12 protein-coding genes are annotated in these 13,276 nt (G+C 36.5%); 1 reads left to right on the forward strand and 11 read right to left on the reverse strand.

The window, feature by feature from the left end; genetic code table 11:
• Positions 1-224 precede the first annotated feature (224 nt).
• Positions 225-422 carry a DUF4177 domain-containing protein gene (locus tag M1D73_RS23445; RefSeq protein WP_000464456.1) on the forward strand — a complete coding sequence of 66 codons (198 nt, stop codon included), beginning with the start codon at positions 225-227 and terminating at the stop codon, positions 420-422.
• Positions 423-453: 31 nt separating this feature from the next.
• Here the strand turns inward: M1D73_RS23445 and dnaI are convergent, their stop codons facing one another.
• The 11 genes from dnaI to phoP all read right to left on the reverse strand — a co-directional run bounded on the left by dnaI (position 454) and on the right by phoP (position 13,241).
• Complete coding sequence (gene dnaI, locus M1D73_RS23450; RefSeq protein ID WP_000400104.1) at positions 454-1,392, reverse strand: primosomal protein DnaI; 939 nt, start codon at positions 1,390-1,392, stop codon at positions 454-456.
• 33 nt (positions 1,393-1,425) lie between these two features.
• Entirely contained in the window at positions 1,426-2,835 is a 1,410-nt protein-coding gene (locus M1D73_RS23455; RefSeq protein ID WP_000415049.1) for a replication initiation and membrane attachment family protein, read from the reverse strand.
• 152 nt (positions 2,836-2,987) lie between these two features.
• On the reverse strand, positions 2,988-3,449 hold the full coding sequence (nrdR, locus tag M1D73_RS23460; protein WP_001203687.1) for a transcriptional regulator NrdR: 462 nt from the start codon (positions 3,447-3,449) through the stop codon (positions 2,988-2,990).
• A 283-nt stretch (positions 3,450-3,732) separates the two neighbouring features.
• Positions 3,733-4,116 (reverse strand): adenosylmethionine decarboxylase, encoded by a 384-nt coding sequence (gene speD / locus M1D73_RS23465; RefSeq protein WP_002003660.1) that lies wholly within the window; start codon positions 4,114-4,116, stop codon positions 3,733-3,735.
• 390 nt (positions 4,117-4,506) lie between these two features.
• Entirely contained in the window at positions 4,507-5,535 is a 1,029-nt protein-coding gene (locus M1D73_RS23470; protein ID WP_000198974.1) for a glyceraldehyde-3-phosphate dehydrogenase, read from the reverse strand.
• Between the two features lie 109 nt (positions 5,536-5,644).
• On the reverse strand, positions 5,645-6,247 hold the full coding sequence (gene coaE / locus M1D73_RS23475) for a dephospho-CoA kinase (RefSeq protein WP_000219314.1): 603 nt from the start codon (positions 6,245-6,247) through the stop codon (positions 5,645-5,647).
• A gap of 51 nt (positions 6,248-6,298) precedes the next feature.
• Positions 6,299-6,931 (reverse strand): sporulation membrane protein YtaF, encoded by a 633-nt coding sequence (ytaF, locus tag M1D73_RS23480; RefSeq protein WP_000281747.1) that lies wholly within the window; start codon positions 6,929-6,931, stop codon positions 6,299-6,301.
• 72 nt (positions 6,932-7,003) lie between these two features.
• Positions 7,004-7,834, reverse strand: coding sequence for a DNA-formamidopyrimidine glycosylase (gene mutM / locus M1D73_RS23485; protein ID WP_001114478.1), 831 nt, complete (start codon positions 7,832-7,834; stop codon positions 7,004-7,006).
• Positions 7,835-7,846: 12 nt separating this feature from the next.
• Positions 7,847-10,480, reverse strand: coding sequence for a DNA polymerase I (polA, locus tag M1D73_RS23490; protein ID WP_000412802.1), 2,634 nt, complete (start codon positions 10,478-10,480; stop codon positions 7,847-7,849).
• A gap of 285 nt (positions 10,481-10,765) precedes the next feature.
• The gene (phoR, locus tag M1D73_RS23495) at positions 10,766-12,529 is read right to left on the reverse strand and encodes a sensory box histidine kinase PhoR (protein WP_121868103.1); all 1,764 of its coding nucleotides are present in this window, start codon (positions 12,527-12,529) and stop codon (positions 10,766-10,768) included.
• Positions 12,522-13,241 carry a two-component system response regulator PhoP gene (phoP, locus tag M1D73_RS23500; protein ID WP_001065220.1) on the reverse strand — a complete coding sequence of 240 codons (720 nt, stop codon included), beginning with the start codon at positions 13,239-13,241 and terminating at the stop codon, positions 12,522-12,524. Before phoP ends, phoR begins: the two co-directional genes overlap by 8 nt.
• Positions 13,242-13,276 lie beyond the last annotated feature (35 nt).

Below are 13,276 nucleotides of genomic sequence, written 5' to 3' on the forward strand. Positions count from 1 at the left end.
CCTTTTATCCCCGCTCTAAAGGACTGTATCTATACGTTACAAATCCTATAAGAGTCCGTCCCGCGTGAATTTCACTCTTAGTAGAATCACATTTCCTATCGTTAGAAAATCCACTCAATATGGCTTGCTAATTTTATATATATTAAGGGAGGGAGAAAAAAATGATACAAGCTACTATGAATTTTTATTGTATACTTTACTTATCAATAAAAGGGGGTATCTGAATGTTTGAATATAAATTCGTAAAAGTCGAATTACATTGGGGGTTCACTCGCTCAAAACCAGCTGAAGACTACCAAGAAATTATTCAAGAACATGCTAGAGATGGCTGGAGGTTCGTACAGATTGTTGCCCCTACGTTTGGCAGTTCTGGACAACCTGAATATTTCGACCTCATATTTGAAAAGAAAATATCACTATAATACAAAAGAGCAAGCTTCTCAGCTTGCTCTTTTACTTATGACGACGGTTTTTCCCACCAATCGGAATTGGTTTCGCTAAATATTTAATTCGTTCCATAATACGTGCTGCCTTCATTTCTTCAGCCTCGCCACGCTGCGTATACGTTAAATGGTGTTCCAGTTGTTTAAAATCAAAATTAGACGTAAAGAACGTCGGTAAGTTTTCTAACATACGGAATTGTAAGATTGCACCGAGTACATCGTCACGGACAAAGCTTGACATCGCTTCTGCCCCGATATCATCTAACATTAAAACTTGTACGCGTTTAACCGCATCAATCTTCTCACCAATCGAATTATCTTGAATTGAACTTTTAATTTCACGTAAAAATTCCGGGAAGTATACGAGCATCGAACTTATTTTCTTTCGAGCAAGCTCGTTCGCTATTGCTCCTAACAAATACGTTTTTCCTACACCAAATTTACCGTACAAATATAAACCTTGTGCTTTTTTACCTGGTTCATATGTACTTAAAAATTCATTCGCTGCACCAATCGCATCGATACGTGCATTTAAATCAGAAGGATCTAAGTTTTCCATAGTTGCCTGTAAAATATCCGTTGGCATATATACACTTTGAACAAGTTTTTCATATTTCTTTCTCTCGTCATGCGCTACTTTTCTAACGCAGCGATCGTATTGAATATCAATCATCTTCCCTTGAATAACAAGCTTTGGCTCGTACCCTTGTAGCATATTTTTACATGAGCCTAAATCCGGACAATCCACGCAACCTACACTTTGTCCAATATATTCATATAACTTCACAAGACTGCGCTCAATCATAGAAGTCGTTACTTCACCCTTATGTTCATCTATAAATTCTTTCACACGCGGATGCGCCATTACTTCTGCCTTTAATACTTCATATCTATTTTTAAAGTTTTCATTTTCCATTAATTTTGCAAATGAATTTTGAATATGCTCCATTTTCTCACCTCAAAGAGCGTTCATTCTCTTCTATTAATCACGCTTATATTTTTTTAACACTTCTTCTAGTCGTTTTCGTTCATCTTCTAGCGTACTTGCATCTTTTTCTACACTTACATCTTTCTTCACTGTTTCTTTCTCTTGTTCTTTCGGCTCTTCTTCCTTAAGCCAATCTGGCACCATTTCTTTCCGCACCGTTTTCTTCGCCGTACGGCCTTTTTTCTTCGTCTCAGCCCACTCTTGATATTGACGGTTCTCTTCTTTCGCTAACGCCATCGCGTCCGCTACTGTACCGACCTTTTTACGTGCCCAATGCCCAGCAATCTTCTCGACATACGTTTTCGCAAGTTTCATATCTGAGCGTAGCATAACGTAATAAATAAGTACATTCACAACTCCTGGTGTCAATTTTTGATTAATCATGACATCTTCAACGATTTGCAAGTCCGCTTTCGTTGCCTCTGCACCACCAGAAATCTCTTTCAATAGTTGTTTTGGTGAGATTTCCTCTAGCTGCTTTATTAGCATCTCCTCTTGCGATGAAGGCTCTTTCTCTTTCATCGTACGTGCAGCATGAGGCTGTACTCTTTCACTTAATACCGGTAATGCTTGACCATTTTCAAATTGATACCAATCGCGCGCTCCTTTTCTAAGCCTTTCCATATCAATTGTTTGCATCTCTGTCACTGCACCAAGAACGATATTTTGCATCGATAACACATCTACACCATACACGTAAGCAAGTGTTATAACGCAGTCTCTCACTTGATCTGTAATCGCCTTTTTAGGAACAAGAGCGGACAATCCATCTACAAATAAAGAGAAATCAAAGAAATCATTCCAAACTTTCGGAGCGTCTCCCTTCTCGTTACTTGGCATAGTTGTCGTTTTTGGAATACGAAGGTCTTCTTGCGCATGCTCAAGTTGTCCTGGATTAAACGAACCAAACACATCATTGAAAGAACGCGTAACATTTTCATAAGAAGCAAAATCAAATTCTTCTTCTAAGAAATATTGCTTTACTTGATTATATTTTGTCCTGCTCAATCGATTGTATAAAAAGATACTTAAAACAATATCATCAAAAAACTGCTTCGGAGATAAAGGTGGTTGCAACTCATATATGAACATTCGAATATCTTTTTCTTTCTTAATATATACCTTCAAAAGCCCAATTGCCTCTAACTTTACTCGTTCCTCATATACTTCAGGAAGTTGCATTTGCATAGTCACCATAAGGGAATGATGCGTATTCTCTTTTCCAAATACACGATCTTGCTCAAGCTCTCCCCATAGTGTCATGTATAAGCTAAAAGCTCTACTACCTATTAACGGCTGATACAACATCGTTAACACTTTTCGGTCGTAATTGTGCAGTAGTCCTTTCGCACTTACTTTATAACGATCAATCGGCAATAGCTCCATCCATGACTGTTTTTCCATTCTTGCTTTTCCTTTCTCTCATCCAATCTATCCTCTACTTCATTCGTTCTATCTTCATTATATAAATTCTTAGTGAAAAAGAGCTATTAGCTTGCGCTTCTAGCTCTCTTATCCTATTACTTACGGTATGTAAAGAGAATAAAATACAACTTCTACTCTCTTTCTTTTTGCAGTATATCTTTTAATTCTTCAATAAATACATTTAAATCTTTAAATTGACGATATACAGAAGCAAAACGTACGTAAGCAACATCATCAATATCGCGAAGTTCTTCCATAACAATTTCACCAATCATATCACTTTTCACTTCTGATATACCTAAATTACGCAGTTCACGTTCCACGCTTTGTGTTACTTCTTCTAATTGTCTTAAAGATACTGGTCTTTTTTCACACGCTTTAATTAAACCGCGTAAAATCTTTTCTTTATTAAACTCTTCTCGTGTGCCTTCTTTTTTTACAACGATAAGAGGTGACTCTTCTACCCTTTCAAAGGTCGTAAAGCGACTTAAGCAGCTTTCACACTCTCTCCTTCTTCGAATAGAGCGCCCCTCGTCTACCGGACGCGAATCTAACACTCTTGTACCATTATGAGAACAGGATGGACAACGCAATTCATTCACTCCTTTACACTATACTCTTTATTTTTCTCTACTCACTTCACCTAAAATATATATACAATATTATATAACTCATTCTAACTCTCTTACCACTTTAAGTTCCAGCGCATCACTTTATCATCTCATCCTTAAAAATAAGATGGTATATAGGGCACTACCTCATTTGCAAGAGTCCAATTTATTCAACTAACGAGTACGTTATATTTTCCCTTTTTTATAAACTAAAAAAGAGGTGCATTATACACCTCTTTACATTTTAAATCAATTATGTTCTTTTTTAAAGAGCTTTTGTTTCTCTCTGCTTAATTTCGAAGCTACCAGTGCCTCGAGGAAGCTCGATGCTCTCACGCGTTTTCGCGTTTAAACCTTCTGCAATATATTCTGCAGCAACATTTGGATCAATACGATCCCCACAAGTATAAACATCAATACTTGCGTAACCGTGCTCCGGAAAGCTATGAATTGTTAAATGTGATTCTGAGATAATTACTACTCCACTTACACCTTGTGGTGCAAATTTATGGAAAGCAACCTCACGCACTTCAGCACCAGCTCTTAGTGCTGCATCCACAAATAATTGTTCAATATACGGCATGTCATTAAGCTTGTCGAAATCGCAATCCCAAAGTTCAGCGATCACGTGACGACCCATCGTATCCATAGTATCCATTCTACAGTTCCCCCTTGTAAATTTATTCTAACTGTTCGAATTGAAAACTAATTTGCAATTTGGCTTGCTCCACTACCACGGGGGAAAGTTAGTCCAGAGAGGTCCTAACCCTTTAAGTAGTGACTACGTACCTCAGCTCTTAAGTTTACGAGTGTTAGTATACTTTGTTTATTTTCATTTTGCAACAACAGTTTTTTCGATTTTCTGTCATATTTTCCTCTTTACTTTTCCCTAAAAAAAATAAACGATTCACAAATGCAGTAATCACAACGTTTCGTGGTATGTCCACTTTTTAAAATATACTTATATAATTTTTTTCCTTTTCAGAAAAAATTAAAAAAAGAGGGCAAATATCGCCTTGCCCTCTCCTCCCTTATTCACTTAAATGTGTTGCACATTTTCTTGTTTCGCTAACTCTTCAACAACTAACGTTACAAGATCTACAACACGACGAGAGTAACCCCACTCGTTATCATACCAAGCAAGTACTTTCACTTTACGATCACCCATTACCATTGTAGATAAACCATCGATAATAGCTGAGTGTGTATTTGTATTAAAGTCGATAGATACTAAAGGCTCTTCGCTGAATTCTACAATACCTTTTAACGCACCGTTTGCAACAGTTTTGAATGCATCGTTAATAGCTTCAACTGTCACATCGCGTTTTACATCTACTACTAAATCAACAAGAGACACGTTTGGTGTTGGTACACGAAGTGCCATACCATGAAGTTTTCCGTTTAAATGTGGAAGAACTTTTGCTAGCGCTTTCGCAGCACCTGTCGTTGTCGGAATGATTGATTGTCCGCAAGCACGTGCTCTTCTTAAATCTTTATGTGGGTTATCAATATTTTTTTGGTCATTTGTATAAGCGTGAACTGTCGTCATTAAACCATTTTCAATTCCAAACTGCTCATCTAACACCTTCACAACAGGCGCTAAACAATTTGTTGTACAAGATGCATTTGAAATAACAGTATGTTTTGTAATATCTAATTGGTCTTCGTTCACACCAACTACAATTGTTACATCTTCATTTTTACCAGGCGCTGTTAAAATAACTTTTTTCGCTCCAGCTTCAACGTGAAGAATTGCTTTTTCTTTCGAATTAAATTTACCAGTTGCTTCAATTACAACTTCAACACCTAAATCTGTCCAAGGCAATTCCTTTGGATCGCGGTTGTTTAAAAGGCGAATCATTTTTCCATCAACTAATAAGTGATCTTCAAATGCTTCTACTGTTCCGTCAAACTTGCCATGAACTGTATCATATTTAATTAAGTGTGCTAACGTTTCAGATGGATAGCTTGCATTGATTGCTACAATTTCGAATGCGCTTTCTTTTATTGCTTGACGAAATACCATTCTCCCAATACGTCCAAATCCATTAATTGCCACACGAGTCATAATATGTTATCCCCCTTGAATGCGTTATACTATTTATCTCCAATCCCAATAATAGTATAACACAAAAAGGGGATATGTCACTAAGCATTTTCATTAATTTCACAATTTTTTAGTCAATAATGTTCCACTTTTTTAAAATTACCTGCAATTGTGTTTTCGTTCCCATAATTGTGCCATCATTATTTATCACTTCATCTGCATTTTTCACTTTTTCTTCTAACGGCATTTGAGATTGAATACGAGCTGTTGCTTCTTCTTCTAAAAAGTTATTTCGTTTCATTAAACGTTCTAATTGCGTATGCGGCTTAACCGCTACAACTAAAATGCGGTCAACGAGACTTGTTAATTTGCTTTCAAATAAGAGAGGAATATCTAACACAACCGCTTGCATACCTTCCTTTATGTACATTTCCTTTTGCCTATTCATTTCCTCACGCACTGCAGGATGAACAATTTTATTTAACTGCAATCGTTTTTCTTCATTATAGAAAACGACACTTCCTAGTTTTGGACGATCTAGTTCTCCATCCTCTTGTAACACTTCCGTTCCAAATACTTCTACTATTTTGTTATATGCTGGTTTTCCTCGCTCTACAACTTCTCTTGCGATAATATCTGCATCAATAACTGGTATGCTCAGTTCACGAAACATTTGAGACACTGTACTTTTTCCGCTTGCAATGCCTCCCGTTAATCCAATTACTACTGTCATAATAATCCTCCTCATAATAAAAGGCGCGAAACTAATGTTCCACGCCCATACTTACATTTTCCAAATTCCAATAATGATGAGTAATACTCCAGGCAGGAATGTAAATTTTTGTAACCACTTCATATTTGATAAAACCGTTCCAAGTTTCATTCCAATAAATAAAAACAAAGAACTCATAACTGCAACTAATATCGCCATCATAGCGGGTGCATACCCTAATAAAGATGCACCAATTCCGGCACCAAATGAATCTACAGAAAGAGCTATACCAAGAAGTAATGCTTCTCCTGCAGAAATGGTGCCTGATTTATCAAAATCTGCAACAGTCGGTTTCCGTAAAATTTGAATCACTAGGCCTAGCGAGGCAATCTCTAATTTCCAGACCTTCTCCTCTTGCTTCGGTTCTTCTTTTCTCTCACTTCGAAAAAATTGATATAATACCCAAATCCCTATTCCAATAAGAACAAGCCCACCGATACGCGTTGCGATAACAGGTGAAAATACTTTCGCGATCATATGTCCAATTCCCATTGAAACAAGCATAACAGCCGCTGAACACATTCCGATAATTATAATTGATCTTAGTGGAATTCTTACGCTTCTTAAACCATATGTTAGCCCTACACTACAGCTATCTAAGCTTAATGTAAAAGCTAATAAAATAAGAGATAAATAAAGGTACATCGGTAAGCTCCTCCCTTATACATAGCTCTGCTGTATGTATATGACAAATGCCTATCCGATGTTATCTCTTTTCTATATTCTAGGCTGACAAATTGGGCAGTAATGCGTTCCTCGCCCGCCAACAACTGTTTTTTCTAATATCGTGCCACAAGTTACGCACGGCTCTCCTTTTTTCCCATATACATTTAGGAGTTCTTGGAACGAACCAATTTGCCCTTGTGAGTTGATATACGTCCGAATTGTACTTCCGCCACGCTTTACTGCTTCGCCTAGCGTTGTAACGGTAGCCTCATAAATTCGCTCAATTTCTTCTACTGTTAAAGACGAAGCTTCTCGTTCTGGATGGATTTGAGAACGGAATAAAACTTCATCTACATATATATTTCCAAGCCCTACTAAAAGACGCTGGTCCAGTAGCACAACTTTTATTTTACGATTTGTCTTTTGTAATCTTTCTTGCAAATACTGCGGTGTCATTTCAGCATCAAATGGCTCCGGACCTAAGTCAGCAAGAGGCATTTGGTTCATTTCTTCACCTTTCTTAAAGAGATGCATCGTACCAAACTTTCTCACATCTTTATAATGTAATTCCGTTCCATCTGTAAATAAGAAACGGACGTGCGTATGTTTATCAATCGGCTCATCCTCTTGATGTAATAAAAACTTACCTTCCATACGCAAATGTGAAACAATGACATAATTCGTTACATATAAAAGCAAAAACTTTCCTCTTCGCTTTATATTTTCAATCTTCTCGCCTTTTAGCATTTCTTTAAAGATTTCTGCATCATCCGGTCGTTTCACTATTTTTGGATAAGTAACAATAACATCTTCAATCGTTTTTCCTGTTACAAGATTTTCAAGTGTCCGTCTGACGTTTTCAACCTCTGGTAATTCAGGCATTTCATCACTTCCTTATTTTGCGTCGTACCAAGTTGGACCGTAAGAATAATCAACTTTCAGCGGAACTGCAAGTTCAATCGCATGTTCCATTACTTCAGGTACAAGCTGCTCTAATTTTTCGATTTCTTCTTTTGGTGCTTCAAATATTAATTCATCGTGTACTTGCAGAAGAAGACGCGCTTGTAATCCTTCTTCTTCTAAACGATCTGCCATAATAATCATCGCTTTTTTAATAATATCTGCTGCAGTACCTTGAATTGGTGTATTCATCGCTGTACGCTCAGCGAAGCTACGCAAGTTAAAATTACGACTCGTAATTTCTGGAATATAACGGCGACGATTTAATAATGTAGCTACATATCCTTTTTGTTTCGCATCTTTTACGATGTCCTCCATGTATTCTTGTACACCAGGGAAACTTTCTAAATACTTTTCAATAAATTCCGCTGCTGCTTTTCTTGTAATTCCTAAGTTTTGTGAAAGACCATAATCACTAATACCATACACAATTCCGAAGTTAACAGCTTTCGCTTGTCGTCTCATATTTGAAGTTACTTCATCTTTTTCAACGCCAAATACATCCATAGCTGTTTTCGTATGAATATCCATGTCATGTTGGAACGCTTCAACTAGCCCTTTATCATTTGCAATATGAGCTAATACACGCAGTTCGATTTGTGAATAATCAGCCGCATACATAATCCATCCTTCTTCTGATGGAACAAATGCCTGACGAATCTTTCTTCCTTCTTCTAATCGAATCGGGATATTTTGCAAGTTCGGATCCGTTGAACTTAATCGACCTGTTTGCGTTAACACTTGATTAAAGCGAGTATGAATTTTAGATGAATCTTCATGTACAACTTTCAGTAAACCTTCAATGTAAGTTGAATTTAGTTTCCCTAATTGACGATAATGTAAAATATTTGGAATAATTTCATGGTGATTCATAAGCTTATCTAGTACATCAGCTGACGTAGAATAACCTGTTTTCGTCTTTTTAATAACCGGTAAGTTTAAGTTCTCAAACAGAATAACACCAAGCTGCTTCGGTGAATTAATATTAAACTCTGTTCCCGCAAGCTTATAGATTTCCTGTTCCATTTCCTTTAATCTACCCGCAAGTTCTTCTCCCATATTACGAAGACGCTCTGTATCAACTTTTACACCCTTTACTTCCATATCAGCTAATACACGTGCAAGCGGCAATTCTAACTCTGTAAACAGTTCATATTGCTCATTCTTCTTTAACTCTTCAACGAATGTTTGCTTTACATCATATAATACATGCACTTTACGAGCCACATGCTCCGCGACTACCTTTAACTCTGGAACAGCACGTTTCGCACCTTTTCCGTAAACTTCTTCATCTGATTTCACAGCATGCGTTTCTTTCATTTTCGCTACAGTACGGAAATCTTTATCTGTATCAGCCGGGTCAAGTAAATAAGCAGCGATTAATAGATCAAAGTCAATCCCTTGCATATCTATCCCATTCCATTTCAGTGCAACGATTGCACGCTTCGCATCAAATGTATGCTTTCTCATCTCTCCATCTGCAAGCCACTCTTTAAAAGCATCTGACTTGAGAGCAATGTCTGTCTGAATAAAGTAACATCCATTTTCATTTTGAATACCGAAACCTTGAATGTCTGCTTTATGATAGTTATCTTCTTGTACTTCAACGATAAGCGCACTATCTTGCTGAAGCATTTCTTCTGTAACTTCTTCCACAATATCAAATGTAATATCATCTAATTCAGCTGGAGCTGTTTCTTCTGGCGTAACGCCTAATTTATTTAAAAGAGATGTAAATCCTAAACTCTCGAACATTGGAATGACATCACTTGCTTCATATCCTTTATACGCCATATCATCCACATGAACTGTAATCGGCGCATCTGTAATAATAGTTGCAAGATCCTTACTCATAAGAGCTTGTTCTTTATTTTCTTCCAGTTTTTCTTTTAATTTCTTCCCACTTACTTGATCTATATTTTCATACACCGCTTCAACCGTTCCAAACTGTGTTAACAATTTAATTGCCGTTTTTTCACCAACTCCTGGTACACCCGGTATATTATCTGACTGGTCTCCCATTAAACCTTTCATATCGATAATTTGCTTTGGTGATAAGCTGTATTTTTCAAATAAAGCTTCTTTCGTATATTCATCCACTTCTGTAATCCCTTTTCGCGGAATACATACAAGCGTGTTATCAGAAACAAGTTGAAGTAAATCTTTATCTCCTGAAATAACTTTTACACTCGCCCCTTGCTCACTCGCTTCTTTCGCTAACGTTCCCATGATGTCATCCGCTTCATAATTTTCTAATTCATAACGCGGTACATTGAACGCATCCAGCATCTCACGAATAAACGGGAACTGCTCTGATAATTCAGGTGGAGTCTTTTGACGTCCTCCTTTATACTCACTATACGTTTTATGACGGAACGTTGTTTTGCCTGCATCAAACGCCACTAACATATGAGTTGGCTTTTCTTCCTCTAATATTCTCATTAACATCATTGTAAAACCGTAAATTGCGTTCGTATGTATACCTTTGTCGTTATTTAAAAGCGGTAGTGCAAAGAAAGCACGATACGCGATATTATTACCATCTACTAATACGACCTTTTTTTCCAAAATTGAAACCTCCCCATACAAATTTGAAATGATTTTTTTCACAGAAAAAAACCGTTCCTTTCCTCTCTCTATATTAACATGACTAATAGAGAGAAGAAAAATAACGGCTATTTTCTTTCATATATAAAACAGACTTATATTGGCATAAAGGGAAGTGACGAGAACAGCTTAACTATTCTCGTCCAAAATTACTCCTTGGATGAAGGGGTTTTCATGTATTATATTAACAGAGCTTTATTAATATTTAATTAAGCCATTGTTAATATATTGTAAACATCCTTCATCCTATTTTTCAGTTGCTGATTTCAGTAAAACAACTGTAAACGTTGTCCCTTCTCCAACTTCACTATCTACTGTAATCGTACCTTGATGCGCCTCAACTAAATGCTTTACGATCGACAATCCAAGGCCGGTACCACCAGTATTTCTACTTCTTGCTTTATCCACCCGGTAGAAACGTTCAAAAATACGCGGAATTTCCTCTTTACTAATACCAATTCCAGTATCCGATACTTTTATATAAGCATTATATTTATCTTCCGCTAACTCTACTGAAACAACGCCTCCAGCCGGTGTATATACGATTGCGTTATTAATTAAATTAATAAAGATTTGTTTCAAACGACTTGGATCTCCAATAACAGAGGCACGTTTTAATACATTAACTTGTAAAGAGATTTCTTTTTCTCCTGCTTTATTATCAAGTACCATATGAATATCTTCAAGCAGCCCCTTCATATCAACGGTTCCCATATTTAATTTAAATCCTTGTTGTTCGATCTTCGACAAATCTAATAAATCTTCAATTAATCCTTGCATGCGCTCACTTTCTTTTAAAATAATGTGCAAGAAATGTTCGCAGAATTTTTTATTATCCATCGCTCCGTCTAAGAGTGTTTCTGAAAAACCTTTAATAGAAGTAATCGGTGTCTTTAATTCATGAGAAACATTCGCTAAAAAGTCTTTTCTCATTTGTTCTAATTTCTTTAACTCTGTTATGTCATGGAATACGAGAACAATCCCTTTCCATTCATGGTTTGTCCCGATAATCGGCGCTCCATATACTTCGAAATGCTTCCGTTCAATTCCAAGTGGCAATAACATTTGTTTACGCACTTTCACTTCTGTCATAAAGATTTCTTCTACAAGCTCAATAATTTCTGTATGATGAAACGATTCATAATATAAGCGATCTAAATATTCTTCATCTGTTACGTGGAAAGTTTCCTTATAAGAGCGGTTTACAAGGTTTATATATCCTCGGCTATCAATTAAAATCATTCCGCTTCCCATATTTTCAATTAACGTATGCAGACGATCTTGCTGCATTTCTTGTTCAAGTGTCATCTCTTGTAAATTTCGAGCTAAAATATTAATCGCTTTACTCAGCATTCCAGTTTCATCCGAATGACTTTCGTATGCACGTGCTTTATAATTGCCCTTTGCCAATTCAATTGCAACTTTCGTAACCGATTCAATTGGCCTAATATATTGCCCTGTAATTTTCATACCTAAAAATACAACTACGAGACAAGCAATGACAAATCCGATAATTAATAATCCCCACGTTTTTTGATGTACGTCTCTTAAAGGATCAATTATACTTTTCACCAAAATGTATCCTTGTTTTCCTTCTACATCTTGAACGAACACCGCATGATAAAATTCATTCTTTCGATCCGTTTCTTTCGTAATCACTTTACTTCGTTGTTTTGCCACTTCCGAAGAAAGTTCTTTAATCGTCTCTGGACTAAATGCCAATTCTTGTCCTTTTCTATATTGAACTTTCTTTTTTTCATCCAAAAATACGATAGAAGCTGGTATTTTTTCTTCTAACTTTTCAAATATGTATGGGTTTTTTAAGACATTATCAAAACCTTGCTCTTCTGCTAACGTCGCAACATACTCTGTCTCTTTTACCATTCTCTCTTTAGCATGATCTATATAGTAGTTTTCAAACACAGTTTCTAGTAATAAACCTAGTCCAACTAAAATAAATACAATAAGAGAAACAAATGTAAAAAGAAGCCTGGAACGAAATTTATTCATTCCCTTTTGGCTCCTCTAATTTATATCCTAAACCACGTATCGTTTTAATGTACGTCGGTTTTTTCGTATTTTGTTCAATTTTATCGCGCAAATGGCTAATATGAACATCAACAATTCGTGTATCACCAGCAAAATCGTAATTCCATACAGCACTTAGTAATTGATCACGTGTCAACACGCGACTTTTATTTTTCGCAAGATACACAAGTAGTTCAAATTCTTTTGGTGTTAATTCAAGCTTTCTTCCTTGGAAATAAGCCTCATAAAATTCCGGTAAAATTTTAAGTTCTGCAATTGTGATGCTATCTTCATCTGGCGCTTCTGCAACTTGTTCTTCTTGTTGTAATTTCGTACGACGCAAAATCGCCTTCACACGAGCAACAACTTCTCTTGGACTAAATGGCTTTGTCATATAATCATCCGCCCCAAGTTCAAGGCCTAGCACCTTATCAAACTCATCATCTTTTGCCGTTAACATTAAAATCGGCGTCATAACGCGCTGCAATCGTAATTCTTTACACACTTCCATACCATCCATTTTCGGAAGCATTAAATCTAATATAATTAAATCTGGGCGTTCTGTTGTCGCTTTTTGAAGCGCCATTTCTCCATCCATCGCTGTTATAACTTCAAACCCAGCTTGTTGTAAATTAAATTCGATTAAAGTTAAGATAAATTCCTCATCATCAACTACTAAAATACGATTGTTCATTCTTTTCCTCCAAGTTATAGACTTGAAACCTTCTT

This window comes from Bacillus sp. PK3-067, from assembly GCF_056738645.1.

Coding starts and splice junctions, on each gene's coding strand:
- ytaF (WP_000281747.1), bottom strand. CDS start 6,931: ATGTACCTTTATTTATCTCTTATTTTATTAGCTTTTACATTAAGCTTA.
- phoR (WP_121868103.1), bottom strand. CDS start 12,529: ATGAATAAATTTCGTTCCAGGCTTCTTTTTACATTTGTTTCTCTTATT.
- M1D73_RS23470 (WP_000198974.1), bottom strand. CDS start 5,535: ATGACTCGTGTGGCAATTAATGGATTTGGACGTATTGGGAGAATGGTA.
- M1D73_RS23455 (WP_000415049.1), bottom strand. CDS start 2,835: ATGGAAAAACAGTCATGGATGGAGCTATTGCCGATTGATCGTTATAAA.
- M1D73_RS23445 (WP_000464456.1), top strand. CDS start 225: ATGTTTGAATATAAATTCGTAAAAGTCGAATTACATTGGGGGTTCACT.
- coaE (WP_000219314.1), bottom strand. CDS start 6,247: ATGACAGTAGTAATTGGATTAACGGGAGGCATTGCAAGCGGAAAAAGT.
- speD (WP_002003660.1), bottom strand. CDS start 4,116: ATGGATACGATGGGTCGTCACGTGATCGCTGAACTTTGGGATTGCGAT.
- phoP (WP_001065220.1), bottom strand. CDS start 13,241: ATGAACAATCGTATTTTAGTAGTTGATGATGAGGAATTTATCTTAACT.
- mutM (WP_001114478.1), bottom strand. CDS start 7,834: ATGCCTGAATTACCAGAGGTTGAAAACGTCAGACGGACACTTGAAAAT.
- dnaI (WP_000400104.1), bottom strand. CDS start 1,392: ATGGAGCATATTCAAAATTCATTTGCAAAATTAATGGAAAATGAAAAC.